We start from the raw sequence: 24716 nt of genomic DNA on the forward strand, positions 1-24716 counted from the left end.
GACCATGGGGCAGGCGCCCGCGGTGCTGGCACCCGCCACGACCGAGGGGGCCGCGGCGGCGGGCGGCGGCGGGGGCCAGGGGGTCGGGGGGGGGCGCGAGGGCCCGGCGCGCGGCCCCGCCCCCCCGGGGGGGGCGGGGGCCGCGAGCCGCCCCTCTCCGCTGCTGGTGGTCGTGCAGGTCGTCGCACGCGGTGCACCGCGGCCACCGGACGCCGGAGTCGACCAGGCGGTCCTGGACGTCCTGCGCGACCAGGCCGGCGATGTGCTCGGCGCCGTCCGGCCACTGATCCAGCCACCACTGGCGGCCGGCCACGGCGTCCTCCAGCAGGGACACCATCGTCGCGTCGTTGAAACCGCGCGCGGCGAGGTCGTGGAGGACCATCGCCCGCGCGGTCAGCAGCACCCCTGGCTCATTCATCGCCCTTCAGGGTGCCAGACGGCACCGACAAAACCACGCGCCGCCTCTTTGGGTCCGGCTCAACCAGATTTCCGCGGCGGATCTGGTTGGTGCGGGCCCAAAGAGGCGTGCGGCGCGATCAGCTCGCCGGAGTGGGGCAGGTGGGGCTGGGGTCGATGCGGTTGGCGAGGCGGAGTTCGCGTTCCGCAGTGGTGCGCAATGCGGCGCCGAGGCGGGCCCGGATCGTCAGCGCGCGACGGGGCGCGGGCTCGTCGTACGGCTGCTGGGGAGCGTTCGGGAGAGCCGACTGGCTGAGGCTGCGAGCGTTCTCGACCGCGGTGTTGCCGGGGGTGAAGTACGTCATGATTCTGCTCCCTCCTGAGAGCGTGGTTGATCGGCCGGCGGCCGGTGTGACCGTCGGAAGACGTGCTGGATCAGCCCGGGAACCGAGTGGCCCCGAGGGTGTCTGGAGTTGTCAGCGCTTCGGTGCCGGCCCGCTGCTCGAGCGGACGATCAGCTGGGTCGGCATCAGCAGTTGGCGCTCGGTGGTGGTGGGATCGAGCAGGATCCGGCCGACCGCGCGTCCTTTGTCCTTGATCGGCTGCCGGACCGTCGTCAGGCCGGCGGCCTCCGCGGCGGGGATGTCGTCGAATCCCGCCAGGGTCAGATCGCGACCCGGGGTCAGCCCCCGGACCTTCATCGCTTCCATCGCGCCGAGCGCCTGGACGTCGCTCAGCCCGACGATCGCCGTCGGCCGGTCCTGCGAGTCGAGCACGTACTCCGCTCCGCGCAGGCCGGACGCGATCGCGTTGTGCCCGCCGGAGACGATCCGCAGCCGGGCATCCGGCATCGCCTTCTGCAGGCCCTGGATCCGCAGCTCGCAGTCGGTGTACCCGACCTCGTCGAGCGTCAGCTCCACCGGACGGCCGCCGGCCGCCTGCGCGTTGTCCACCAGTACGACGACCTCGCGGTGCCCCAGTCGGGCCAGGTGCTCGCCCAGCTGCGCGGCCGCTTCGATCTCGTCGATCGCCACCCAGCACAGGTCCGGGTGGTCGCCTCGATCGGTCGACACCGCGGGGATGCCGCGGTTGGCGAGGATCTCGAGCGCCGGGTTCCCGCTCGGCACACAGAAGATCGCCGCCGCGTCGATCGCCGCCTGCTGGACGGCGTTGCTCCCGCTCGCGGGGTCCGTCGAACTCAGTGGCATCAGCAGCAGGCTGGTGGCGAACTCCTCGGCGACCTCCGCGAGACCGGCGAGGAAACCGACCGCGTACGGGTCCGAGAACGCGTACGCGAGCTTGTCCGTGAACAGCACCCCGACGGCCCCGGCCTTCCCGCTGCGCAGGGCGCGGGCGGAGGCGTCCGGACCGGCGTACCCGAGCTCCTGGGCGGCGGCCAGGATGCGCTCGCGGAGAGCGCCCGAGAGCTGGTCGGGCTTGTTGTAGGCGTTGGAGACGGTGGACGGCGACACACCGACGGCCTTCGCCACGGTCTTGAGCGTCACCCCGGCCATCTCACACACCCTTCTGTATCGTTCTTCTAAATCGTTCTAGAAAAACGATACAGAAGCCCGGCGGCGAGTGCAACACCAATTCCCCGCGGGTGCGAGAGGATAGCCCCCATGGGTTCGTTGCTGGAGATCATCGCCTTGCACCCGGCGGACGCGGAGGCGGCGCAGGAGGGTGGGGCGGACCGGCTGGAGCTGTGCGCCTCGATGGAGGCCGACGGGCTGTGTCCGCCGGTGTCGACGGTCAGTGCGATCCGGCGGGTCACCGACCTGCCGTTGCGGGTGATGCTGCGACTGGAGAACTCGTTCACCACGGACAGCGCCGAGCTGGACCGGCTGGCCGCGATGGCGCAGTCGTACCTCGCCGCCGGGGCGGACGGGTTCGTGCTGGGCTTCCTGACCCCGAACAACCAGGTGGACGTCGAGTCGGTTTCCACACTGGTCAGCACGTTCGCCGGTACGCCGTGGACGTTCCACCGCGCGATCGACGCCGTACTCGAGCAGCAGCAGGCCTGGCGCGCACTGCGGACTCTGCCTGGGCTGGACTGTGTCCTGACCGCTGGGTCGTCCATCGGGGTCAGCCACGGGCTGGACGACCTGTGCAAGCTTGCACGTGACGACTCTGCTGTCGCGGGCGTGATGATGGCCGGTGGCGGTCTCCAGCCCGAGCATGTCCCGTGGCTGTTCCAGAGCGGCGTACGCCGCTTCCACGTCGGTACGTCGGTCCGCCAGGACGGCTCGTGGACGAAGGCCTACGTGAACTCCCGTTTCGTCCGCTCCTGGCGCACTCTGCTCGACGCGCAGGACGCCCGCGGATGATCCTCATCGACCCACCCGCCTGGCCGGCGTGGGACCGGATCTGGTCGCATCTGGTCAGTGACGAGTCCTACGAGGAGCTGCACGCGTTCGCCAAGGCGGCCGGCATTCCGGCGCGTGGCTTCGACCGGGACCACTACGACGTACCCAGTGATCGCTATGACGACCTGGTCGCTGCTGGTGCGACGCCTGTGTCCAGCAGGGAGCTGGTGGAGCGGCTGATCGCTGCCGGGCTCAGACATCGGAAGAGGCCCTCAGCAGGCTGAGGGCCTCTTCGTATCAGTCGAGCAGTTCGGTGACGGTGCCCGCGGCGACGGTGTGGCCGCCCTCGCGGACGGCGAAGCCGAGGCCGACGTTCATCGCGATCGGCTTCTCCAGCTCCACGCCGAGCTCGATCGTGTCGCCGGGCATCACCAGGGTGATCTCACCCAGGTCGATCCCGCCGGACACGTCCGTGGTCCGGAAGTAGAACTGCGGCCGGTAGTCCGCGGCGAACGGCGTGTGCCGGCCACCCTCGGCGGTGGACAGCGCGTGCAGGGTCGCCCGGAACTTCCGGTGCGGCTGCACACTGCCCGGCAACGCCACCACCTGGCCACGACGGACCTCGTCGCGCTTCACGCCACGCAGCAGCACCGCCGCGTTGTCGCCCGCGTCCGCGGACTCCAGCGACTTGCCGAACGTCTCCATCCCGATCGCCGTACTGGTGACCGTCGGGCCGAGGCCGACGACCTCGACCGCGTCACCGAGCTTCAGCGAACCGCGCTCGACGGCACCGGTGACCACCGTGCCGCGGCCGCTGATGGTGAGCACGTTCTCGATCGGCATCAGGAACGGCTCGCCGAGCTCACGGTCCGGCACCGGCACGTAGGTGTCCACCGCGTCCAGCAGCTCGCCGATCGCGCCGGTCCACCGCGGGTCGCCCTCGAGCGCCTTCAGACCGGACACCCGCACCACCGGTACGTCGTCACCCGGGAAGCCGTACTCCGTGAGGAGCTCCCGGACCTCCAGCTCGACCAGGTCGAGCAGCTCCGGGTCGTCGACGGTGTCCGCCTTGTTCAGCGCGACCACCAGGTACGGCACGCCCACCCGGCGCGCGAGCAGCACGTGCTCCCGCGTCTGCGGCATGGCGCCGTCCTGCGCGGAGACGACCAGGATCGCGGCGTCCACCTGGGCGGCGCCGGTGATCATGTTCTTCACGTAGTCGGCGTGCCCGGGCATGTCGACGTGCGCGTAGTGCCGGGTCGCGGTCTCGTACTCGACGTGCGAGATGTTGATCGTGATCCCGCGCTGCATCTCCTCCGGCGCACGGTCGATGCCGTCGAAGGCGACGAAGCGGTTCACACTCGGGTCGCGCTCGGCGAGCACCTTGGTGATCGCCGCGGTCAGCGTGGTCTTGCCGTGGTCGACGTGTCCCATCGTCCCGATGTTGAGGTGCGGCTTGGTCCGCACGAACTGGCTCTTGGCCATGAGAATTCCTTTGCCTGTCAGAAGGTTTCGGTGTGAGCCAGGACCCTCCGGCAAGCCCTCACAGCGCTGTCACCGCGTGGAGGGGGCCGGTGCGGGCCACCCTCCTCCGCGGGTCCTGCGAGGCAGGAGGAGGGTCAGCTTCGAGCGCCGGTGCAATCGACTGACGGAGCCCACGTGGGAGCGCCCGTCAGGCCGGTGCCTGACAGGTCGAACTCGAAAACCACGCGGAACATGCGGATCACGGTAGGCAGTAACGCTGCCGTGAGCAACGTAATTCCCAGACCGCTGAAGGCGGGAAGCGGAGGAAGCTGGGCGTTAGTTCAGTGCGAAGAGGCGGGTGCCGTCGGAGAAGATCGGGCGGGCGGCGGCGACCGTGACGGCCGGCTGTTCGCAGGTGACCTCTTCGGACTTGGCGACCGGCTGGGCGTTCGGGCTCGGCACGATCGGGCGCGGCTGGACGCCGGTGGTGCCGATCATCACGGGGGAGCAGCTGCCGTTGGCCTGCGGCATCAACGTCACCACGCGCCCATCGGGCAGCAGCCCGAACCCGTTGCGTGGGTACTCCGGCTGCTGCAACTTCGGCGGTACCTGCAGCAGGTGGTGCCACTGCGGAGTCCCGTCGGCCGGGCTTGACGAGGACACGTCGTACGTCTGCGGCTGGCCGGGGTCGTCGCCGGTGCGGCACGTGATGAGGACCAAGGAGGCATGTGTAGCGGCCAGTTGGGCGTCGCAGGAGGACGAGCCGAGCCGTGGGCGTGGTGTGCCCGGTACTGGCGTCGTCCAGATGAGGTGGCCCTCGCTGACGTCCACCGACCACTGGTAGAGAGTTCCGCCGGCCGCGCCGGTCCAGATGAGCCCAGACACCTCACGCGTGTCCGGTACGGCGACCAGGTCTCCGACCCACGTCGTCGGGTCCAGCTCCGAGCTCAGCTCGATCCGGGTGCCCAGGTCAACCTCCCAGCGCTGGGCGCCGGTCTTGAGATCCAGACCGCGGACAACAGCGCTGTTTCCGGCGCAGGCGTCGACGACGACCGCCTGGTCGCCGACCAACTCGCCCTGCGTCACGTTGCAGCGCACCTGCGCCCGCCAGTGCGTCGGGCTGCTCACGCCGTGCGCGACGACGTAGTTGCCTTCCGCCACGAGCAGCTGGTCCTGGTCGACCGCCAGTGCGGTCCCGTCGGTGTCGACCTCGGTCAGGACCTTGCCGCTCACCGCGTCCAGCACGGCGTACGTCGGCAGGTTGATGCCCGCCGGCTCGCGGTAGTCGGACCGCGGCAGGTGCGCAGCGATCGTCCGCCCGTCCGGCGACACCAGCAGACCCTTCGCGCCGTTCGACGCGGCGTCCTGTACGTCGGCCCGCGAGTACCGCCACCGGATCTGACCGGTGGCCGCGTCGGACATCACCACACCGTCCGACCGCAGTTCGGCGACCCCACCCGCCGTACCGGTGATGGCGCCGGTGGCTGGGACCTCACGGCTCCACGCCAGCGTTCCGTCGAGCTGGACCGGCAGCTGGGTTGGCTGAATCGTGGTGGTCGTGCTGACCGTGTTCGCGGTCTCCAGCCGGGCCTGTACGAACGGCTCACCGGCCGACACCACGACCCACGCCAGCAGTGCGCCGAACACAGCCGTCGCGCCGACGCCCAGCCAGCGCGGGGGAGCCTGTGCGTACGGCGGCGCCAACCGCAGCCGCCGCGCCAGCGCCAGCAACGCGCCGGCGAGTACTAGTGCCACGGAGGCGATCAGCAAGTACGGCCAGCGCTCCGACATGGCCGCACCGGGCTGCGCGGCCGGCCAGCGCCACCAGCACACGCCGATGGCGACCATGCCGACCACCCCGAATACAATCGCCGGGATGGTGACCAGACGCTGCTGAGCACGCCGGAACCACGCACAGGTCAGTGCGGCCGCCACCGCCGTACCGGCGATCGGAGCCCAGACCGGGAAACCGGCGGCGTCGGACGGGTCGGCGGGCCACTTGGCGGCCGCGCCGAGGCCACGGCCGAGGAGGACCGAGGACGCGACGACCGCACCGAGGGCAGCACCGAAGTAGATGACCGGGATCAGCCCGCCGATCGGTCGGGCGGCCCTAGGGCCCAGCGACTCGACCTCCCGGGTCAGGTTCGCCCTGGCCGGTCGTTCCCATTCCTCATGACCGCGGGGTGTCGCGTACAGCCGGGTCTCGCTCAGCGTCTGCAGGAACGACATTCGGCCGCGCGCGAAGTCCCGGTCGGCGACGTGCTGGTACTCCTGCCGGATCCCGGCGGCGTACTCGTCGTACCGCGCCGCCGGCAGGCTGAGGATGCGCAGGTCGGCGTCGCAGAGCACTGCGCCGTTGCGGTCGTCCGGGGCGCAGTCGTGCTTGGCGGTCAGCCGGACCAGCCGCCCGATCTCCGCGGCCCGCTCGGCCGCCACGCCGTACGCCGCCAGTTCGAGCTCGGCCAGCTGGGCCGAGACCTCCTCGTTCTCACCGGGCTCGGCCTGCGGATCGTAGATCGCGTCGTGGAACCAGGCCGCGAGCCGGACGCTGTCCGCGTCGTCGGCGTACTCCGCCAGCTCGTCGACGGTCTGCAGTACCTCGGTCAGGTGCCGCTGGTCGTGATAGTGCCGATGTTGCTCTGCGTAACGAGCCAGCAGGTCGTCGCCCAACGGCTGCGCGTGCGGCAGCAGGCGATTCCACTGGTCGCGCAGGTCCATGGCTAAGGAGTCTGGCACCGGTTGGGAGTCTCGGCCGACCCGATCCGGGGTTCCCTATAGGGTCGTGGCCAAAGCGATATCGGCTCGTCACCTGACCGCTTCGCAAAGGGCGCGTGACAACTGATATTGCGGTGCAGATCACATCTCCGGCCCTAGGAGGACGGTATGCGGTTCGGTCTGGTCGGGACGGGTCCGTGGGCGGGGCGGACGCACGGTCCAGGGCTCGTGGCGGCCACCGGGGTCGAGCTGGCTGGAGTCTGGGGCCGGCACCCGGACAGAACCGCCGCGCTGGCGGACCAGCTGGGAATCCCCGCGTACGACGACTACGCGGAGTTATTGGAGTCGGTCGACGCGGTCGCGTTCGCCGTCCCGCCGAAGGTGCAGGCGGCGATGGCGCTGGAGGCGGCCGCGATCGGGAAGCACCTGCTGCTCGACAAGCCGGTCGCGGACTCGCTGGACGACGCCCGCGCGCTGGTCGACGAGGTGGCGGACGAAGGCATCGCGTCGGTGGTCTTCCTGACCCAGCGGTTCGACCCACTGATGCGGACGTTCTTCGCGGACCTTGAGGCGACTGGCGGCTGGAAGGGCGGCTGGAGCCGGATGCTGGCCGCGCTGGACCGCCCTGGCAACCCGACCGCCGACTCACCCTGGCGACGCGAGCAGTGGGGGTCGCTCTGGGACGTCGGCCCGCACGCGCTGTCCAACCTGTCCGCCATGCTCGGTCCGATCGGTGAGCTCACCGCTGTGGGCGGTGCCGACGGTCTGATCCACCTGGTCCTCACGCATGAGTCAGGCGCTACCAGCACCGCCAGCATCACCCTGTTCGCCCCACCGGCCGGCAGCAACTTCGAGACCGGCGTCTGGGGCGAGTCAGGTACGGCGCTGCTCCCGGAGCGCCGTACCGCTCCGGCGGACGCCCTCCGCCTCGCCGCGGAGGAGCTGGTCGCCGCAGCCGAGTCTGGTGAGTCCCACCCCGTCGACGTCGCCTTCGGCACCCGCATCGTCGAGCTCCTCACCTTCGCCCAGCAACAACTCAGCGCAGGGCGATGACGGACTCGGGGCCGGAGGCCAGGACGACGTTGCCGACGGCTCGGGGGTCGCGGCTGCACAGGATGCCGGTCGGCAGGCGGACCTGGCGGTAGCCGGCGCGGCTGACCACGTTGGCCATGCAGCCCGCCGCGCCGCGGCTCAGGGTGATGACGCGGCCGTCGGCGGTGACGGTGACCTTCACGCTCGGGCTGATCGGCGCTTTGGTCTGCCAGGCGGTCAGACCGGTGTTGGCGTCGATCGCCGTGACCACGCTGACGCGGTTCTCCAGACTGCTCGGGCCAGGGCAGTCGACGACGATCAGGTACTTGCCGGCCGCGTTGAGCAGCGTGCGGCAGGCCCAGGTCTTCGGTACGTCCCAGCGCCAGCGGATGTCGCCGGTCCGCGGTTCGATCGCGGTCAGCGCCTCAGGTACGTCGGAGTCGCCGCCGGGCTCGGCCACGACGACCAGACCGGCCACGACCACCGGTCGGCGGTAGGTGTCCGTCGACGTCCTGGTCCACAGCTTCTTGCCGGACCGGACGTCCAAAGCGGTCATCTGGTCGGGCCGATCGTCGCAGGTGTGACTGACGAACGTGAGCACGGTCTCGGCCGTGGCGACGGCACCCAGGTCGGTGCAGTCGCCGGACTCGTACGTCCACCGCTCATGGCCGGACGGATCCACGCCGTGCAGCTTGCCGGAGCGTTCGCCGGTCAGCAGCGGCTGGGCCTGCAGGATGAAGCGGTCGCGGGTGTTGCCGGGCCAGGCGGCCTTGCGGTGGCCGGTGTTCGCGTCGAGCAGCAGGTACCCGACGTCGGCGAACAGCGCGAGGACGTACTCGCCGTTATCGGTGGCGGCGATGACTGGCTTCTCGTCGGAGTCGGACCGGCTGTAGCGCCACCGCAGTTCGCCGGTGGCCGCGTCGAGCATTTCCACCACGCCGTTGGGCCGGGGGATCGCGATGCCGTACCGGGTGCCGATCGCTTCCTCCGCACCGGTTCCGACGACCGAGTCGCTGACCCACGCCACACCGCCGTCGAGAACGGACGGGACCGCCTTGCCGGCCTCCCGCGGTGATCCCTCGAGCCGCTCGTTCGAACCGAGCACGTAGCTGCGCGACAACGGCTGGACGATCAGCAACAGGACGAGGGCGACCGTTGCCGGTGCCGCGAGCCAGGCGAGCTGCTGACCGAGGTTGCGGGCAGGCAAGTAGCGAGCCGTCTTCGTGCGGAGTAGTGAGGCGACCAGAGCTGAGGTGCTGGCAAGGACCAGCAGGACCAGTGCGGAGATCAGCAGTGGCACGCGGAGGCCAACGCCGACGGCCACATTGGTCCGGGGTGCTTGGGCCCACGCGACGAGCAGTCCGGTCACTGCAATCGCCAGTACGGCGCCTGCGATGAGGCGGGCACGTTGACTCGCGCTGCGGGCACATCGGAACAGGACCGGTGCGCTGAAGAACGAGAGGATGGCCAGCGCGACAGTCGGCCAGCCTGCCTCGTCCTGCGCGGCTGGGATCTGCCAGGAGGCTCCGGACGCGGCGATGGCGACAACCGCGGCGGCGATCGCGGTGAAGGTGGCGGTGGCGGTCAGTGCGGCCTGTTGCCAGCCACGCCACGGGGCTGGGAGCTCGCTGTCCAGTCCGGCGAGTTCGGACTCGAGGTTGAGGCGGGCCACCGGGCCGAGACGCTGGCGCGCCAGTTGGGTCCGGTAGAGGTGTCCGTCGAGCAGTTCGCGAACTTCGTCGTACCGGTGCTCGAGTGCGGCCTTGCGGTCGCCGGCGTCGCGGCGTACCTCGGCGGTGTGGACGGCGTACCGGCTGGGGTCGGCGGCGAGGGTGGCGTTGACGGCGTCGAGCAGTACGTCGCCGTTCGCGTCCCGCCGCGGTGGCGCGTAGGCGTCCGGTGGCGGTGCCGCGAGGTCGCCGGTGAGGCGGATCAGCCGGGCCACCTCGGCGATCCGGATCGGCGGTACGCCGTACTTCGGGAGGAGCCGCTCGGCCAGGCGGGCGGAACCTTCCGCGTCCTCGGCCGGAGTACCGCCGGGCTCGTGGACGGCGCGGTGGAACCAGGCCGCGAGCCGCACGCTGGTCGGGTCGGTGGACAGCTGGATCAGCGAGTCCAGGGCGCTGAGGACGGTGCCGAGATAGTGGTCGCGGTACGCGCGCCGGTTGCGTTCGACGTACCGCGCGACCAGGTCGTCGGCCAGCGGGGCAGACCCGGGCACCAGGTCGTCCCATCGCGCCCGCAGCTCCACCACTGCTTCAGTCTGCCAGCCGCAGTTCTACAACCACCCCACGATCACCCCAACGCCACCTTGCGGTTGGTTACTGCTTCGCCGACAGCACTCCGGTGAGCAGGCCGGGGTAGAGCGCCTCGAGGTCGTCGCGGCGCAGGATGCTGATCCGCCGGGTGCCGTCGGTGTGCGTGGACAGCACGCCCGCCTCGCGCAGGATCTTCAGGTGGTGGGCCCGGGTGGACGCGGTCACCGGCAGCTCGATCTCGCCGCAGCAGACTCCCGCCGGCTGGTCGGCGAGCGCCCGGACGATGGTCAGCCGGACCGGCTCGCCCAAGGCCTGCAGCACCGCCTCGACGCGGATCTCGGCCCGCTCCGGCTGCGGAAGGACTTTGCTGGTCACGGGGCCTCCCGGCCTGGACTGAGGAGCGGAGCGACGAGGGAAGGCCGGGAGTCGAAGCCCCGGGACCCGCCGCGCCGGAGGCGTGGCATTAGTAGAGCCATGAATCCATAGTACGACGCCTGTCGAACTTCGATGATCTTCGTAGTACGATGATCGTCGAACTACTGATCCCGTCTCCGGAAGGTCTTCGATGTCCGCACGGATCTACCTCCTGGGCGCCGGCGCGTTCGCGGTCGGCACCAGCGCGTACGTCGTGTCCGGCGTGCTCCCCGACGTCAGCTCCGAGCTGCACGTCTCGCTGACCGCCGCGGGCCAGCTCGCCACCGCGTTCTCGCTGTCGTACGCGATCGGTGCACCGATCCTGTCGACGCTGACCGGCCGCTGGGAGCGCCGTACGCTGCTGATCGCCGCACTGGTCCTGGCCGCGCTCGGCAACCTGATCGCCGCGCTGGCCGACAACTACCCGATCCTGATCGCCGGTCGTGTCGTGGCCGCGTTCGGCGCCGCCGTGTACACCCCGGCCGCCACCCTGTTCGCCACCAGCCTGATGCCGCCCGAGGAACGCGGCAGGGCAGTCGCCATCGTGTTCGGTGGCTTGACGTTCGCACTGGTCCTCGGAGTCCCGGCCGGCACGCTGCTGGGCCCGTCACTCGGTTACAAGGGCGTGTTCGCGCTCATCACCGCTGTCGCCGTACTGGTCGCCATCGCCGAGTGCGCGGCGCTTCCGAAGGTCGAGGCGCCCCCAGTGGTCAGCCTGCGTGAACGCTTCGCCGGTGTGGCCGACCGACGGGTGCAGATCATCCTGGCCATCACCGTCCTGGCTGTGCTCGCGGCGTTCAGCGTGTACATCTACATCGTCCCGCTGCTGAAGCACACCGCCGGCCTGACCGGCAGCGTCACCGGCCTGCTCCTTCTGCTGTACGGCGTGGGCGCTGTCATCGGCAACTTCCTCGGGGGACGGATCACGGACCGTTTCGGCAGCCTGCGCACCCTGGTCGTCCTGATGATCGGGATTACCGCGGTCCTCGCCACCCTCGACGTGACGCTGACGACCGAGGTCGGTGCCGGTATCGCTCTGGTGGTGTGGGGCATGCTGACCTGGGCCTTCAACCCTCCGATCCAGAACCTGCTGCTGGAGCTCGGCGGTGGTCTGCTGATCTCGCTCAACGCCTCCGCGATCTACCTGGGTGCCGGACTGTCGGCTGTGGTGGGCGGACTGGTCATCCAGGCCTTCGGCGTCGGCTACCTCCCGGTGCTGGCCTCCGCGCTCTCGCTGGTCGTGGTTGGCCTGGTCTACCTCCTCTGGCGGGACTCCTCCCTCCAGAAGGTCGAGGAGCTCGAGCGTGACGAGGACATCTACGTCACAGCGGTCGCTGACTAGGAGGGACCAGTCGTAAGGCAGGCTTCTGCCCATGCGTCTGCTTGCCGGTGTGCTGTTGCTCGCCTCGACTCTGACGGGCTCCAGCGACCCCACCGCGGTGGTCGACGGGTGGAAGACCTCACCGGTGTACGTCGACCCGACGCAGCGGTCCCTGGTCTCGGACAAGGACGCCACCGAGCTGGCTGAACGGGTGAACGGGCACGACCCGGCGATTCGCATCGCGGTCGTGCCCGCCGCCGTACTCAACGACGGCAGTGCTGACAACAGCACGGCGGCTCACAAGTACGTCGACAAGCTGGTGGACGCTCAGAAGGCGGACGGCATCTACCTGGTGGTGTTCGGCGGGGCGATCAGCTGGGGGAGCGCGGTGGGGGTCGACACTCCGATCGCGGAGATCCTCAACGACGAGTTGGACAAGCACAGTCGCTCCGATCCGGTGGGCACGTTGAACGGGGTGCTGGACCAACTCGACGTACCGAAGGCTTCCAAGGGAGCACCTGGTTGGCTGTGGCCGCTGGTGATCGTGCTGGTGCTTTTGATTGCCTGTGGGCTCGGACTGCGGTGGTGGAGGTCGCGTCCGCGTAAGGACAGCGGACCGGCGCTGTACCGGCCGTCGTACGACGTGCTGCCCGATGAGGTGGACACGGTCGACGAGCGGCGGGCGGCGGCTCGGGAGGACGTGACGCGGTTCGGTGAGGAACTGGATGCGGCGGACGTGCGTCTGGACGGCGTGGACACTGCAGCGGACGTGCAAGCGGCGATGGACGCGTACGCCGACGCCGGCCGCGTGGTCGACGGTGAACCCGACGACGACACGCTGCGCGCAGTCCGGGCCACGGTCGAGTACGGGCGCTGGCGGCTGGCGTGCGCGCAGGCGAAGATCGCCGGCACGCCCGCACCGGCCCGCCGCGCCGCCTGCTTCTTCGACCCGGCACACGGGATGTCCGTGACGGACTGGATGTACACGCCACCTGGCGGGCGGGCCCGGGAGATCCCGGTCTGCGGTCCCTGCCGTGATCGGCTCTCGGGAGGAGCACGATGAAACGCCTGCTCGCCGCACTCGCCGTCGTCGGACTGTGGGTCCTGCCCGCATTGCCCGCACACGCGGCCACGGACCCTGCCGCGTACATGAACACCGTCGCCAGTCACCTCGGCGACCCCGGCGTGTACGTCGATCCGGGTGTCACGGAGCTGAGCTCGACCGAGATCGCCGAGCTCGACGCCGCGGCGAAGAGCGCGGCCGCGCCGATCCGGATCGCGGTCATCCCGGCGTCCAAGATCAACACCTCCGACAACAAGTACTACGTCGAGCTCGCCTGGGAGGGCGAGGAGATCGCCGACCAGCTCTACGACCGGGTCGGCGTCGAGGGTGTGTACGCCGTCCTGGTCGACGCGGAGTCGGAGTCCGACGGGCGCGGCTTCCACGCCGTGCAGCGGGCCGACCACGGGCCGACGTACTACGCGGGCGACGCGGTGGACCAGGCGGTCGACTGCTGCGCACCGAACTACGAGCCGATGCTCAAGCAGTTCATTGAACGCGCGCAGGTTGTGGACAAACCGTTCTACGTCGACGCCGCGCCGTTCGCGGGCGGTGCGGCCGGGGTGATCGGGCTCTGGTGTGCCGTGACCGGGCTCGGTGCGCGCAGGGAACGGCGTCGCGACGAGAAGGCCCACCTCAACGTCACCAAGCCGCTGCTGAACGAGGAGATCATCGCGCTCTCGCAGCAGGTCTCCGCGCTGCCGACGGTTTCGGATCCGCAGCAGTCCAAGCTGTCGAAGGACGTGCTCGACACCGTCGAGAAAGCGCGTCACCGGCTGGACGAGGCCAAGGGCGACGAGGACATCGAGGCTGTCACGACCCTGCTCGGATCAGCCCGCTACGGGATGGTCTGCCTGGAGGCCGTCCGCTCGGGCAGGCCGATTCCCGAGCCGACGGCGCCCTGCTTCTTCGACCCGCGGCACGGGCCCAGCACGGACCAGATCGAGTCGAAGCCGAAGGACGGAGCCGCCCGCGCAGTCGACGTCTGCGCGGCCTGCAAGCAACGGGACGAGGCCGGCGAGCAGCCCCAGATCCGGATGGTGAAGGGGTGGCAGATCTCGTCGCCGTACTGGGAACACGGCGAGGACCTCGCTGCCTACGTCGACGGCTACTGGTCCCGTGGTGACGGCAGTGCCTGGTGGTTCCCGGACAACGACTTCAAGCGCCGTGGTGAGCAGATGCGGTCCCGCTGGCGTTCCCGTCGTCCGGGCGGCCGCTTCCGGCGGTTCGGCTCGAACGTTGGGAGCACCATCGGCGACATGGCGGCCGCGTCGAGCAGCGGCTCCGGCGACAGCGACAGCAGTTGGTACGGCGGGTCGAACCGGCGCAGCTCCTGGTCGTCGCGGACCCGCTCCAGCGGAGGCGGCTCGTCCCGGCGCTCGTCGCGCCGGTCCGGTGGGTCACGCGGCTTCTAGGACCACCGGCAGGTCTTCGTCGTGCAGAACGACCAGTGAGGTGACGGCACGCGTCAGGCAGACGTACAGCCGCCGGAGTCCGGTCCGCTCGTCGGCCTCACCGGCCACGATGCCGGCCGGCTCCACCAGCACCACATGGTCGAACTCGAGACCCTTGGCCAGAGACGCCGGTACGACGTCCAGGTGTGCGTCCACGTCGTCCTCGTCACCGAGCACCGAGAACGGGATGCCCTCGTCCTGCAAGGTCTTCCGGGTCGCGGTCACCAGTGCGTCCGGGACGATCAGACCGATCGAGCCGGGGCGCGCCGACACCTCCCGAACAGCAGCCGTTGCGGCGGCGAGGCTGTCCGGTACGCGAGAGATGGTGAGCTCACCGCGCGCTCGCCGTACCGCTGTGGGCGGCTTGAGGTGCGGAGCGATAGTCGGGAGGAGGCGGGCGGCGTACTCGATGACCTGACCGGGGACGCGGAAGCCGGCGGTCAGCTCCTCGGTGTGGGCGCCAGTCTTCCCTAGGTGCTTCAGTGCGTCGTCCCAGGACGGCGTGGCCCACGGCGTGGTGCCCTGCGCGATGTCGCCGAGCACAGTCATCGAGCCGGTCGAGCAGCGGCGGCCGACGGCGCGCAGCTGCATCGCGGACAGGTCCTGTGCCTCGTCCAGGACGACGTGGCCGAGTGACGGCGTACGGTCGACCAGATCGGCGATCTCGTCGATCAGAGTGGCGTCGGCGACCGACCACTTGGCCGCACCTGCTGATCTGGGCACCTTGTCCCAGATCAGCATCGCCTGCTCGTCCGCAGTGAGGATGCCGTCGGCGTGCTCGGCCAGGCGCTCAGCGTCGGTGAAGAGCTGGAAGAGCAGCTTCGCAGGGTCGACGGCCGGCCAGAGTGCGTCGGCGTACTGCTTGACCGGGCGGCTGCGCGCTACCGAGTCCTGTACGCGGTCGTCGGGGGAGTCGCCCGCCGCCTCCATCCGCAGCAGTACCGCGTGGGCCAGGCGCTGCGGCAACATCGCCCGACCAGCGCCGTACCGGATGCCGCGGTTGCGCAGCTCGGTGACGAGCTCTTCGGCCTGGTACGTCGCGACGCGCCAGCGGTGCGCCCCGCGAGGCACCACCAGCGCCTCCTCGGGGAGCTTGATATGCGCCCACACGGCCCGGTGCAGTACCTCGGCCATCCGAGCGTCGCCCTTGAGTACGTCGACCGGCGCGGGCCCCGGCCCGGCGATCTTCACCCGGCCGACCAGCTCCTCGACCGTCGTCTGCTTCGCCTCGATCTCACCCAGTGCCGGCAGGACGTCCCCGATGTACCGCAGGAAGCTCGCGTTCGGTCCCACGACGAGCACGCCGGCCCGGCTGAGCTGGTCCCGGTACGCATAGAGCAGGTACGCCGCCCTGTGCAGACCGACCGCGGTCTTCCCGGTCCCGGGCGCTCCCTGCACGCAGATGGTGTCGTCGACGCCGGCCCGGACGATCACGTCCTGCTCCGGCTGGATGGTGGCCACGATGTCGCGCATCGGGCCGGAACGCGGCCGCTCGATCTCGGCGTCCAGGATGTCGCTGTGCTGTTCGGCGGCACCGCTCGCGGTGAGGTCCTCGTCCTCGAACGCGGTCATCTCGCCGTGCGTGAAGCCGAACCGCCGCCGTACCCCGACACCCATCGGCTCGGTCTTGCTGGCCCGGTAGAACGGCACCGAGATGTCGGCCCGCCAGTCCACCACCAGCGGCTCGCCGAGCTCGTCGTTCACGTGCCGGCGGCCGATGTGGAACGTCTCGTCGGTCGGCTCCAGGTAGTCCAGCCGCCCGAAGAACAGCGGCACGTCCGGGTCGTCCTCCAGCTCCTTCATCCGCCGGAAGATGGCGGCCTGCAGGTACTCCTGGTTGACCCGGTCCGCACTGTGGATCTCCAGCGCGCCGGTCTTCTCCCGCATCACCGCCAGCGCGGCCCGGGAGCTCTTCAGGTAGTCCTTCTCGGCCTGGAGGGTGTCGGACGTATCGGGGGGCATGACTGAACCTCCAGCAGCACGGGGGGTGGGGGAAGCCTGGCTACGTTACTTGAGCACCCTGCGCGGTGGAACCGAATTACGCGGCTGCGGCCTGTCGGCGTGCAGTCCCTGCCGGAGCAGGAACGGCAGGCTGGCCGCCAGCAGGACCAGTGCGACGATCCCGTCCAGCCAGTAGTGATTGGCGGTCACCACGACCACGCTGAACGTGATGATCGGGTGCAGCAGCCACAGCCACCGCCAGTGCGACCGGGTGATCAGGATCATCGACAACGCGATCAGCGCCGCCCACCCGACGTGCAGGCTCGGCATCGCGGCGAACTGGTTCACCGGACCGCCGGAGTGGTCCGGGCCGTACACGGACTGGCCGAACCTCAGGCCGGTGTCGACGAAACCCGGCATCATCCGCGGCGGCGCGAGCGGGTACGCGATGTGACCGATCAGGGCCAGCCCGGTGAGCGACACCAGCGTCCAGCGCACGTGCGCGTACGCCTTCGGCCGCCAGATGCTCAGCCACAGCAGTACGGCGGCCGTCAGCGGCGCGTGCACACTCGCGTAGTAGAGGTTCGCACCCTCGATCAGATGCGGGAACTGCAGCGCCCAGTGCTGGATCGACGCCTCGTTCGGCAGATGCAGCCAGCTCTGGAACGACAACAGCTGGTGGGCATGGTCGAACGCCGGCCCGGTATGTCGGGCCGCGATCTGCCGTCCTGCGCTGTAGACCAGGAACAAGGTGGCCAGCAGGACCGCTTCCCGTACCACCCTCCAGAAAACCTGGACCCCTCGTTGCTGGTCTTCCCCGCCGTTCCCCACCCGCTCCAGCGCCTGTATCCCCATACCGTTCGACGGTACTCGCAGTTCCGGCAGGGTTTGCCCAGGCGCAACCCTGACGTTGCCCTGGGCAACCCCCGGTCGACACGTTGTGACCCGACCGCGAACCCACCGCGACGAGGGCGTGACGCGCGGCCTAACCCTTCACGGCGCCGGTCAGCACGCCCTTCGCGAAATGCCTTTGCAGGAACGGATAGATCAGCAGGATCGGAACGATCGAAACGACCAGGATGGCCATCTGGATGGACGCCTGCGGTGGCAGTAGCTCGGTGCCGAGCTCAGCGCTGCCGAGTTGCGTGTCGTTGATGACGTAGGTCCGCAGTACCAACTGCAACGGCCAGAGCTTGGAGTCGTTGAGGTAGAGCAGTGCGGAGAAGAACGCGTTCCAGTAGGCCACCGCGTAGAACAGGCCGATCACCGACAGCACCGCCTTCGACAGCGGCAGCACGATGTACGAGAACGTCTTCAACTCACCGGCGCCGTCGATCCGGGCGCTCTCCGTGATCTCGGTGGGCAGGTTCATGAAGAACGCCCGCAGTACGACGACGTTGAACGCGCTGATCATCGTCGGGACGATCAGCGCCCAGATGCTGTCCAGCAGGCCGGCGCCCTTGACCGTCAGGTAGAGCGGGATGATGCCGGGCGAGAACAGCATGCTGAACAACACGACCAGCAGGATCGGCCGCCCGGCGGAGAACGTGGGCCGCGACAACGCGTAGGCCAGCAGACACGACACGGTCAGGCTGAGCAGCGTGCCGACGATCGTCACGAAGATGCTGACGAACAGTGCCCGCGTCACCACGCCACCGGCGAACAGCGACTCGTACGCCGCGAAGCTGACCGCCTTCGGGAACAGCACCAGCCCACCGGACTCGTTGATCTGCTTGTTCGGCGCCACGCTGGTCGAGATCACCCCGACGAACGGGACGATCACGACCGCGCAGAAGACCAGCAGTACGAAGCCCTTGAAGACCCGCATCGGCCAGCCCGGCATCGGGACGCCTTGGACGATCTTCCTGCTCATCGCTGGTACACCCCTTGCTCGCCGAAGATGTGGGCGACCTTGTTCGCGGTCAGGACGAGGATCACGCCGACGACGCCCTTCACCAGACCGACCGCGGCCGCCACGCCCCAGGCCCCGCCGAGGACGCCGTTGTTGTAGACGTAGGTGTCCAGTACTTCGCTGACGTCTCTGCCGACCGCCTGCTGCTGCAGGACGATCTGCTCGAACCCGACGGTCAGTGAGTCACCGAGCCGCAGGATGAACAGCAGGATGATGATCCCGCGCAGCCCGGGCAGCGTGACATGCCAGAGCTGCCGCATCCGGCTGGCGCCGTCCACGCTCGCCGCCTCGTACAGCTGCGAGTCGATCTGGGACAGCGCGGCCAGGAACAGGATGGTGGCCCAGCCGGTGTCCTTCCAGATGATCTGGGACGTCAGCAGCACATGGAACAGTTCGGAGTTCCCGATGATGTGGACCGTCGACAGGTCGTGCGAGCGCAGGTAGTTGTTCAGCAGGCCACTGCCGCCGAGCATCTGCTGGAACAGCGCGACAACGATCACCCAGGACATGAAGTGCGGCAGGTACAGGATGCTCTGCGCGATCCGTTTGATCCGCTCGGAGAACAACGAGTTCAGCAGCAGTGCGAGCAGGATCGGCGCCGGGAACACGAAGATCGACTGCAGGCTGGTGAGGATCAGCGTGTTCTTCAACGCCCGCAGGAACGCCGGATCGCCGTTGAAGATGACACCGAAGTTCTCCCAGCCCGACCAGTCGCTGCCGCCGATCCCGAGGAACGGCTGGTAGTCCTTGAACGCGATCACGTTGCCGAGCAACGGCACGTAGTGGAACACGATGATCAGCGCGACGCCCGGCAGGGCGAACAGCAGCAGTACGCGGTCCCGCAGCAGCCGCCGGCCGAGGCTCAGCTGCTGCTGCGGACGCTTCGAGGAACGTTGCAGCATTACTTCCCTGCCGTGTCGGCGTGCGCCTGCTCGAGTTCGGCGCGGATCTTGTCGCCACCGGACGACTTCCAGGTCTGTACCGCGGCCGCCCAGTCCGACACCGGCTTCTTGCCCTGCACGATCTGGTTCTCCAGGTCGTCCAGCGTCTTCTTGAGCTGCGCCTGCTTCTTCGACGCCGTGTCGGAGTACAGCCCGTACGACGCGTCGTACACGAGCCGCTCGGCGACCTTCTGCTGGATCGCGTGCTGCTTCTGCGGGACGTCCGGCTTGCCGGCCCAGTACAGCGCCAGTGTCGAGTCACTGATGTACTGCAGGCCGATGCCGGTCTCCACGGTGCCGACCTTCGACGGGATCGGGTCCGTGCCCTGCAACGTGTAGTGCCGGCCCGCGACGCCGTACTTGCGGAACATGTACTCCTCGGTGCCGAACGGCGCGGCCATCCAGTTCGCGATCTTCAGCAGCGTCTCGGGCGAGTGCTTGGTGTCCTTGTTGAACGCCGTGACGTTGTTCAGCGCCGCACCCATCCACGGCGCACCGTCACCGCCGTCGAAACCCGGTACGTCGAGCATGTTCACCGCGAACGCGTCACCGGCGGTGTTGTCGGCGTAGTACTGGTTCCAGGCCACGAAGCTGTCGTAGTCGAACGCGGCGGTGCCACCGTTGAACCACTGCTTGCGGGCGCTCGCCTTGTCGTTGAAGGCGTCCGGGTTCACCACGCCGGCGGCGACCATCTTGCGGCCGGCCTCGAGGGCCTGCTGCTGCGCCTCGTGCTCGTACATCGAGGTGAACTTGCCGCCGTCGGACTTCCAGACGTTCGGGATCCCGAGCATCATCCGGATCGTCGACATCGGCACCCGCGTCCAGGCCCACTTGTTCTGCTTGGCGGCGGTCATCTCCTTCGCCAGGTCGAAGAACTCCTGGAAGTTCTTCGGTGCCGGGTCCTTGATGCCCTTCGCCGCGAGCAGGTCCTCGCGGTACAGCGCGAGCGACGTCCGGGACATGCCACGCGGTACCGGGACGCCGTAGATCGCGCCGTTGAAGACGCAGCCCTTCCAGAACTCGGCCGGGAGGTTCGCCAGGAACGGGTACTTCTTGACCGCGTCGCCGGACAGGTGCTCGGTCAGGTCCATGCACTTGGACTTCACCAGACCGGGGATCTGCGGCGTGTCGGTCGGGATGTTCAGGATGTCCGGCAGGTCGCCGCCGGCGATCCGGGTCGCGAACTTGTCCTTGTACTCGTCGTTCGACGCCATGCTGATCTGCAGCTCGGAGCCGAGGCGCTTGTTGAGCTCCTGCCAGAACTGGTTCTTGTCGGCCGCGGGCGGGATGGCGCCGGGGATGTTCGTCATGAACGTGATCGGCTTGCCGTCGCCGGGCACCTCGGTGATCGCCTTCACCGGGTTCGCCGGGTACTTCAGGAACCCGTCCAGCACCACGTCGGTGCCGGGCAGGTCCGGCTTGATCTCGCCGTACTTCGTGTACGTCGGCAGCTTCACCGCCGCGTTGGCGGCCGCGGTGTTCTTCTTGTCCGACGCGCACCCCGCCAGCAGCGGCGTACCCGTGACCGCGACAGCGGCGGCGGCCAGACCGCCACCGAGGAATGTTCTTCTGCTGACCGGCATGAGGCCTCACCTTCCATCGGAGGGCCACACCATGACATAGTACGTCCTATGTCTTCAAGAGTCGGCGCGCTGGAAACCGTCTTCGAATCCGGCGGCAGCGACTACCACACCTTCCGCATCCCCTCGGTCCTGGCGCGGGGAGACCTGGTGCTCGCCTTCTGCGAGGGCCGGCTGCACGGCGCCGGCGACGCGGGCGAGATCGAGGTCGTCCTGCGGCGCTCACTCGACGGCGGGCGGACGTGGCTGCCGCTGCAGGTGGTGTCCGCCGCGGCCGGCAAGACCTGTGGGAACCCGGTGCCGCTGTTCGACCCGGCCAGCGGTGACTTCGTGCTGATCACCGTGGAGAACGGCGCGCACGCGGTCGAGATGTCGCTGGCCCGTGGGACCGATCCGGTCGACGGCAGGCGCGTGTTCGTCCAGCGTTCGTCGGACGACGGTGCGACCTGGAGCGCAACTACGGAGATCACAGCGCAGGTGAAGCAGGCGAACTGGGGCTGGTATGCCACCGGCCCGTGTCACGGCATCACGCTGCGCTCCGGGCGTCTCGTCGTACCGGCCAATCACTCGTTTGTGCCGGCGGAGCCCGTGGAGGACCTGATCCGGCTGAACGGTGGGCACTGCATCTACAGCGACGACGGTGGCGTTTCCTGGTCGGTCGGCTTCGTGGACCGCAATGACGGCGCCGAGATCAACGCCAACGAGACCACCGTGGCCGAGCTGCCCGACGGACGCCTCTACTTCAACGCCCGCAACCACCAGGGCACCGGACCGGCCCGCGTGCAGGCCTGGTCGTCCGACGGCGGTCAGACCCTCGACGCGCCGTACGCCGGGATTCCCGAGATCACCGCACCGGGGATCCAGGGCAGCGTGCTGTGCCTACCGGATGGGCGCCTGCTGCTGTCCACTCCGGTCAACCCGTCCAGCCGGCGCGAGCTGACCGTCTTCGTGAGCTCGGACTCCGGTGCGTCCTGGAAGCCGGCTCTGGTCGTGCACGAAGCCATGGCCGGGTACTCCGATCTGACGCTGCTGCCCGACGGCTCGGTCGGCATCTTCTACGAGGCCGGTGAGACGTCCTCCTTCGCGACCCTGCGTTTTGCCACATTCGCCCTCTGAGGTTGGGAGACCCCTTGACCGCGTCCGCCCGTGAATCCGCCCGTTTGACTGGCGTCGTACCGCCGCTCGTCACTCCGCTCACGCCCGAGTACGACGTCGACACCGCATCGCTGGCGCGGCTGATCCAGTACCAGCTGACCGGGGGTGTCAACGGGGTGTTCGTGCTCGGCACCTCCGGGGAGGGCACGTTCCTGACCGACGAGCAGCGGCAGGTCGTGCTGGAGACCACTGTCGCGGAGGTGGCCGGGCAGGTACCGGTGCTGGCCGGCGTCATCGACACGTCGACCAATCGGGTGGCTGCGCACGTGTCCGCCGCTCTGAAGGCCGGTGTGGACGGGCTGGTCGCCACTGCCCCGTTCTATGCGGCCACCCACCCTGCCGAGATCGAACGCCATTTCGTGCGCCTGCACTCGCTGGCTGGTGACACGCCGATCTACGCGTACGACATTCCGCCGCGGGCCGGCACGAAGCTGCCCGCCTCGCTGATGATCTCGCTCGGCGAGCAGGGGGTCATCGCGGGCGTGAAGGACTCCAGTGGTCAGGACACCTCGTTGCGCGAGCTGGTGCTGTCGCGACGTGAGGCCGGGCTGGAGGGGTTCACCCTGATGACCGGCTCGGAGGTGACGGTCGACTCCTCTTTGGCGTTCGGCGTCGACGGCGTCGTACCTGGTCTTGGGAACGTGGACCCGGCCGGGTACGTGCGGTTGTTCACGGCAGCTGTTGCCGGCGACGCGGCAGCGGCACGGGCGGAGCAGGATCGGCTGTTCAGGCTGTTCGACATCATCAACGTGGCGGACCGGTCGCGAATGGGCGCCAGCTCGTCCGCACTGGGTGCGTTCAAGGCGGGGTTGTACCTGCTCGGCGTGATCGCCTGCCCGATCACGGCGTACCCGTGTATTCCTTTGAGTGAGACGGAGATCGCCGCGGTCCGACCGCTACTGGACCGGGCCGGATTACACTGAGCGATCCTGACCAAGGGAGGCCGGCAGTGACAACGGGTGGGCTCAGCCGGGCACGTGGTGCGGCGGGGAATCAGTCCTTTATCCGGGATGCGATCAAGTCGTACATCCTGGAACGCGGGTTGAAGGCAGGTGACCCGCTGCCCAACGAGCAGGACCTGATGGCGCAGCTCGGCGTCGGGCGGCACCCGCTGCGCGAGGCGATGAAGGCGCTGCAGGCGGTCGGCATCATCGAGATCCGGCACGGGTACGGCACGTACGTCGGCGCGGTGAACCTGCAGTCGCTCGAGGACGGTCTCGCGTTCCGCATGTCCCAGTCGATGGCCGGCGACCTCCGCGACGTACAGAACGTCCTGGAGGTCCGCCAGGCCATCGAGGTCGGGCTGGCGGACGATGTGGTCGAGCACTTCAAACAGCACGGCTACGACACGCTCGAGCCCATCGTCGAACGCATGGAAGCCAAGGCCGCCGAGGGCAAGTACTTCCCCGACGAGGACTGGGCCTTCCACCAAGCGCTCTACGAACCCCTGGGCAACGCCCTGGTCATCGACCTGCTGTCAGTCTTCTGGCGCACGTTCGCCCAGGTCGACGCCCGCCTCCCCGGCGCCCGCTACACCCCCTCCGACGCCGCCGCCTGGCACCGAGACCTCCTCCAAGCCCTAACCTCCGGCAACCCCGACACCTACGCCCACTCCATGAAGTCCCACTTCAACGGAATCCACACCCGCCTGGACTCGTAGCTCTGCAGCTCGACAGTACGTATACGCCCACTGCGGCCTCGCGGCGCGGCAGCTGAGCGTGAAGATGAGTGATTGGGAGGGACACCTCCTGTCGAGCTGCCGCCTGTGGATGAACCAAACCGGTGAACTGGCGTTTTCAGGCACCATCCCGGGATGGAATCGGTCGATCAGATCCTGCTGCGCCGGGGCGGCTGGGCCACCGCCTCCGACTTGGCCGGCCTGGTCACCCGGCACGCCGTGGCGAAGGCCGTCGCGCGCGGCGACGTCCAGCGGATCGCACTGGGGATCTACGGACTTCCCGGCCTCCCGGCCGAAACTGTCGCGGTACTGGCTTACGACGGTGTCCTCTCGCACATGAGTGCGGCAGCGGCCTCCGGCCTTCCCTTACTGTCAGCACCTGAGAAGCCACACCTGATCCTGCCGCCGCATCGCCGTCCGCGACCAGGCCCACCTGCTGTGATGCATTGGGCCGAAGTCAGTTCGACCGAGCGAAAGGCCCGCATCACTTCCTTGTCCCGTACTGTCGCCGACTGTTCGCGCTTGCTTCCGTTCGCCGAGGCACTGGCCGTCGCCGACGCTGCTCTCGCCACCCGGCACCTGCTTCCCGAGGAACTACTGTCCGAGGTATCTGCGATGCGGGGTGCCGGTTGCCCGAATGCTCGGCAGGTCGCGACCGCTGCCACACCGTTGGCCGGCAGCTTTCTGGAGTCGATCCTTCGGGCGCTCCTGATCAGCGCGGGCGTCGAGGGCTTCGAGCCACAGGTCCTGGTGTCGCACGACGGGTTCTATGCCCGAGTCGACCTCGGACATCGGGTCGCCCGGTTGGCGTTGGAGGCCGAGGGGTTCGAGTTCCACGGTTCGCGCCGGGACTTCGCCGCCGACTGCTACCGGTACGACGAGCTCAACACCGCGGGCTGGCTGGTTCTCCGGTTCACCTACGAGCAGATCATCGGTGATCCGGCCTGGGTTGTTGCCACCGTCCGCGCGGCCCTCGCGCAGCGGCTCGTCGGGTGAAGTCCGGCAGCTCGACAGTACGTATACGCCCACTGCGGCGCGGCGCTCGGTCGGTTGAGCGTGACGATGGGCCGACCGAGCTGACACGTCCTG

General features: G+C 69.0%; 22 protein-coding genes. 10 read left to right on the plus strand and 12 right to left on the minus strand.

The genetic code is table 11. The features are described 5' to 3' along the window. The 3 genes from ACWGID_RS13825 to ACWGID_RS13835 all read right to left on the minus strand — a co-directional run. A partial coding sequence (locus ACWGID_RS13825) for a hypothetical protein (protein WP_452196807.1) occupies positions 1–418 on the minus strand: 418 nt, incomplete at its 3' end. 118 nt (positions 419–536) lie between these two features. Further along, positions 537–761 (minus strand): hypothetical protein, encoded by a 225-nt coding sequence (locus ACWGID_RS13830; protein WP_452196808.1) that lies wholly within the window; start codon positions 759–761, stop codon positions 537–539. A gap of 111 nt (positions 762–872) precedes the next feature. Then, complete coding sequence (locus ACWGID_RS13835) at positions 873–1910, minus strand: LacI family DNA-binding transcriptional regulator (RefSeq protein ID WP_452196809.1); 1038 nt, start codon at positions 1908–1910, stop codon at positions 873–875. Positions 1911–2018: 108 nt separating this feature from the next. Between ACWGID_RS13835 and ACWGID_RS13840 the strand changes: the two genes are divergently transcribed. Both ACWGID_RS13840 and ACWGID_RS13845 read left to right on the plus strand, forming a co-directional pair. Then, positions 2019–2723 carry a copper homeostasis protein CutC gene (locus tag ACWGID_RS13840; RefSeq protein ID WP_452196810.1) on the plus strand — a complete coding sequence of 235 codons (705 nt, stop codon included), beginning with the start codon at positions 2019–2021 and terminating at the stop codon, positions 2721–2723. Then, positions 2720–2986, plus strand: coding sequence for a DUF4031 domain-containing protein (locus ACWGID_RS13845; RefSeq protein WP_452196811.1), 267 nt, complete (start codon positions 2720–2722; stop codon positions 2984–2986). Before ACWGID_RS13840 ends, ACWGID_RS13845 begins: the two co-directional genes overlap by 4 nt. A 13-nt stretch (positions 2987–2999) precedes the next feature. Here the strand turns inward: ACWGID_RS13845 and tuf are convergent, their stop codons facing one another. Beyond that, entirely contained in the window at positions 3000–4187 is a 1188-nt protein-coding gene (gene tuf / locus ACWGID_RS13850; protein WP_452196812.1) for an elongation factor Tu, read from the minus strand. A gap of 315 nt (positions 4188–4502) precedes the next feature. Beyond that, positions 4503–6884: an outer membrane protein assembly factor BamB family protein gene (locus ACWGID_RS13855; protein ID WP_452196813.1), complete on the minus strand. Its 2382-nt coding sequence runs from the start codon at positions 6882–6884 to the stop codon at positions 4503–4505. Positions 6885–7049: 165 nt separating this feature from the next. Between ACWGID_RS13855 and ACWGID_RS13860 the strand changes: the two genes are divergently transcribed. Further along, positions 7050–7934, plus strand: a complete 885-nt coding sequence (locus tag ACWGID_RS13860) for a Gfo/Idh/MocA family protein (RefSeq protein WP_452196814.1) — start codon at positions 7050–7052, stop codon at positions 7932–7934. On the opposite strand, the gene ACWGID_RS13865 is transcribed toward ACWGID_RS13860, so the two are convergent. Beyond that, positions 7918–10167: an outer membrane protein assembly factor BamB family protein gene (locus ACWGID_RS13865; protein ID WP_452196815.1), complete on the minus strand. Its 2250-nt coding sequence runs from the start codon at positions 10165–10167 to the stop codon at positions 7918–7920. The genes ACWGID_RS13860 and ACWGID_RS13865 overlap by 17 nt on opposite strands. A gap of 67 nt (positions 10168–10234) precedes the next feature. Next, positions 10235–10546, minus strand: a complete 312-nt coding sequence (locus tag ACWGID_RS13870) for an ArsR/SmtB family transcription factor (RefSeq protein WP_452196816.1) — start codon at positions 10544–10546, stop codon at positions 10235–10237. A gap of 190 nt (positions 10547–10736) precedes the next feature. Between ACWGID_RS13870 and ACWGID_RS13875 the strand changes: the two genes are divergently transcribed. The 3 genes from ACWGID_RS13875 to ACWGID_RS13885 are packed head-to-tail and all read left to right on the plus strand — an operon-like array spanning position 10737 to position 14381. Next, a complete protein-coding gene (locus ACWGID_RS13875; protein WP_452196817.1) occupies positions 10737–11927 on the plus strand; it encodes an MFS transporter in 1191 nt (396 codons plus the stop codon). Between the two features lie 31 nt (positions 11928–11958). Beyond that, positions 11959–12969, plus strand: a complete 1011-nt coding sequence (locus ACWGID_RS13880; RefSeq protein ID WP_452196818.1) for a hypothetical protein — start codon at positions 11959–11961, stop codon at positions 12967–12969. After that, a complete protein-coding gene (locus ACWGID_RS13885; protein WP_452196819.1) occupies positions 12966–14381 on the plus strand; it encodes a hypothetical protein in 1416 nt (471 codons plus the stop codon). The genes ACWGID_RS13880 and ACWGID_RS13885 overlap by 4 nt, the downstream gene beginning before the upstream one ends. On the opposite strand, the gene ACWGID_RS13890 is transcribed toward ACWGID_RS13885, so the two are convergent. From ACWGID_RS13890 to ACWGID_RS13910, 5 genes are all read right to left on the minus strand, one after another. Beyond that, positions 14367–16382, minus strand: coding sequence for a HelD family protein (locus ACWGID_RS13890; RefSeq protein ID WP_452196820.1), 2016 nt, complete (start codon positions 16380–16382; stop codon positions 14367–14369). The two genes, ACWGID_RS13885 and ACWGID_RS13890, sit on opposite strands and share 15 nt — an antisense overlap. A 45-nt stretch (positions 16383–16427) precedes the next feature. Further along, positions 16428–17216, minus strand: coding sequence for a phosphatase PAP2 family protein (locus tag ACWGID_RS13895; RefSeq protein ID WP_452196821.1), 789 nt, complete (start codon positions 17214–17216; stop codon positions 16428–16430). Between the two features lie 130 nt (positions 17217–17346). After that, the gene (locus tag ACWGID_RS13900; protein WP_452196822.1) at positions 17347–18234 is read right to left on the minus strand and encodes a carbohydrate ABC transporter permease; all 888 of its coding nucleotides are present in this window, start codon (positions 18232–18234) and stop codon (positions 17347–17349) included. Further along, positions 18231–19175, minus strand: a complete 945-nt coding sequence (locus tag ACWGID_RS13905; protein WP_452196823.1) for an ABC transporter permease subunit — start codon at positions 19173–19175, stop codon at positions 18231–18233. Before ACWGID_RS13905 ends, ACWGID_RS13900 begins: the two co-directional genes overlap by 4 nt. Then, entirely contained in the window at positions 19175–20797 is a 1623-nt protein-coding gene (locus ACWGID_RS13910) for an extracellular solute-binding protein (protein WP_452196824.1), read from the minus strand. The genes ACWGID_RS13905 and ACWGID_RS13910 overlap by 1 nt, the downstream gene beginning before the upstream one ends. Before the next feature lie 48 nt (positions 20798–20845). Here ACWGID_RS13910 and ACWGID_RS13915 point away from each other — a divergent pair, with 48 nt between their 5' ends. The 4 genes from ACWGID_RS13915 (at position 20846) to ACWGID_RS13930 (ending at position 24623) form a co-directional block, all read left to right on the plus strand. Then, complete coding sequence (locus ACWGID_RS13915; protein WP_452196825.1) at positions 20846–21910, plus strand: sialidase family protein; 1065 nt, start codon at positions 20846–20848, stop codon at positions 21908–21910. A gap of 14 nt (positions 21911–21924) precedes the next feature. Beyond that, entirely contained in the window at positions 21925–22872 is a 948-nt protein-coding gene (locus tag ACWGID_RS13920; protein WP_452196826.1) for a dihydrodipicolinate synthase family protein, read from the plus strand. A 26-nt stretch (positions 22873–22898) separates the two neighbouring features. Next, positions 22899–23609 carry a FadR/GntR family transcriptional regulator gene (locus tag ACWGID_RS13925; RefSeq protein ID WP_452196827.1) on the plus strand — a complete coding sequence of 237 codons (711 nt, stop codon included), beginning with the start codon at positions 22899–22901 and terminating at the stop codon, positions 23607–23609. Between the two features lie 153 nt (positions 23610–23762). After that, positions 23763–24623, plus strand: a complete 861-nt coding sequence (locus tag ACWGID_RS13930; RefSeq protein WP_452196828.1) for a DUF559 domain-containing protein — start codon at positions 23763–23765, stop codon at positions 24621–24623. The last annotated feature ends 93 nt before the right edge of the window (positions 24624–24716 follow it).

Source organism: Kribbella sp. NPDC054772, from assembly GCF_053611945.1.

Excerpts from the sequence above, each read along its gene's own strand:
- ACWGID_RS13860 (WP_452196814.1), top strand. The coding sequence starts at position 7,050 with ATGCGGTTCGGTCTGGTCGGGACGGGTCCGTGGGCGGGGCGGACGCAC.
- ACWGID_RS13900 (WP_452196822.1), bottom strand. The coding sequence starts at position 18,234 with ATGAGCAGGAAGATCGTCCAAGGCGTCCCGATGCCGGGCTGGCCGATG.
- ACWGID_RS13875 (WP_452196817.1), top strand. The coding sequence starts at position 10,737 with ATGTCCGCACGGATCTACCTCCTGGGCGCCGGCGCGTTCGCGGTCGGC.
- ACWGID_RS13835 (WP_452196809.1), bottom strand. The coding sequence starts at position 1,910 with ATGGCCGGGGTGACGCTCAAGACCGTGGCGAAGGCCGTCGGTGTGTCG.
- ACWGID_RS13840 (WP_452196810.1), top strand. The coding sequence starts at position 2,019 with ATGGGTTCGTTGCTGGAGATCATCGCCTTGCACCCGGCGGACGCGGAG.
- ACWGID_RS13895 (WP_452196821.1), bottom strand. The coding sequence starts at position 17,216 with ATGGGGATACAGGCGCTGGAGCGGGTGGGGAACGGCGGGGAAGACCAG.
- tuf (WP_452196812.1), bottom strand. The coding sequence starts at position 4,187 with ATGGCCAAGAGCCAGTTCGTGCGGACCAAGCCGCACCTCAACATCGGG.
- ACWGID_RS13915 (WP_452196825.1), top strand. The coding sequence starts at position 20,846 with ATGTCTTCAAGAGTCGGCGCGCTGGAAACCGTCTTCGAATCCGGCGGC.
- ACWGID_RS13930 (WP_452196828.1), top strand. The coding sequence starts at position 23,763 with ATGGAATCGGTCGATCAGATCCTGCTGCGCCGGGGCGGCTGGGCCACC.
- ACWGID_RS13855 (WP_452196813.1), bottom strand. The coding sequence starts at position 6,884 with ATGGACCTGCGCGACCAGTGGAATCGCCTGCTGCCGCACGCGCAGCCG.
- ACWGID_RS13890 (WP_452196820.1), bottom strand. The coding sequence starts at position 16,382 with ATGCCCCCCGATACGTCCGACACCCTCCAGGCCGAGAAGGACTACCTG.
- ACWGID_RS13830 (WP_452196808.1), bottom strand. The coding sequence starts at position 761 with ATGACGTACTTCACCCCCGGCAACACCGCGGTCGAGAACGCTCGCAGC.
- ACWGID_RS13910 (WP_452196824.1), bottom strand. The coding sequence starts at position 20,797 with ATGCCGGTCAGCAGAAGAACATTCCTCGGTGGCGGTCTGGCCGCCGCC.
- ACWGID_RS13905 (WP_452196823.1), bottom strand. The coding sequence starts at position 19,175 with ATGCTGCAACGTTCCTCGAAGCGTCCGCAGCAGCAGCTGAGCCTCGGC.
- ACWGID_RS13885 (WP_452196819.1), top strand. The coding sequence starts at position 12,966 with ATGAAACGCCTGCTCGCCGCACTCGCCGTCGTCGGACTGTGGGTCCTG.
- ACWGID_RS13880 (WP_452196818.1), top strand. The coding sequence starts at position 11,959 with ATGCGTCTGCTTGCCGGTGTGCTGTTGCTCGCCTCGACTCTGACGGGC.
- ACWGID_RS13845 (WP_452196811.1), top strand. The coding sequence starts at position 2,720 with ATGATCCTCATCGACCCACCCGCCTGGCCGGCGTGGGACCGGATCTGG.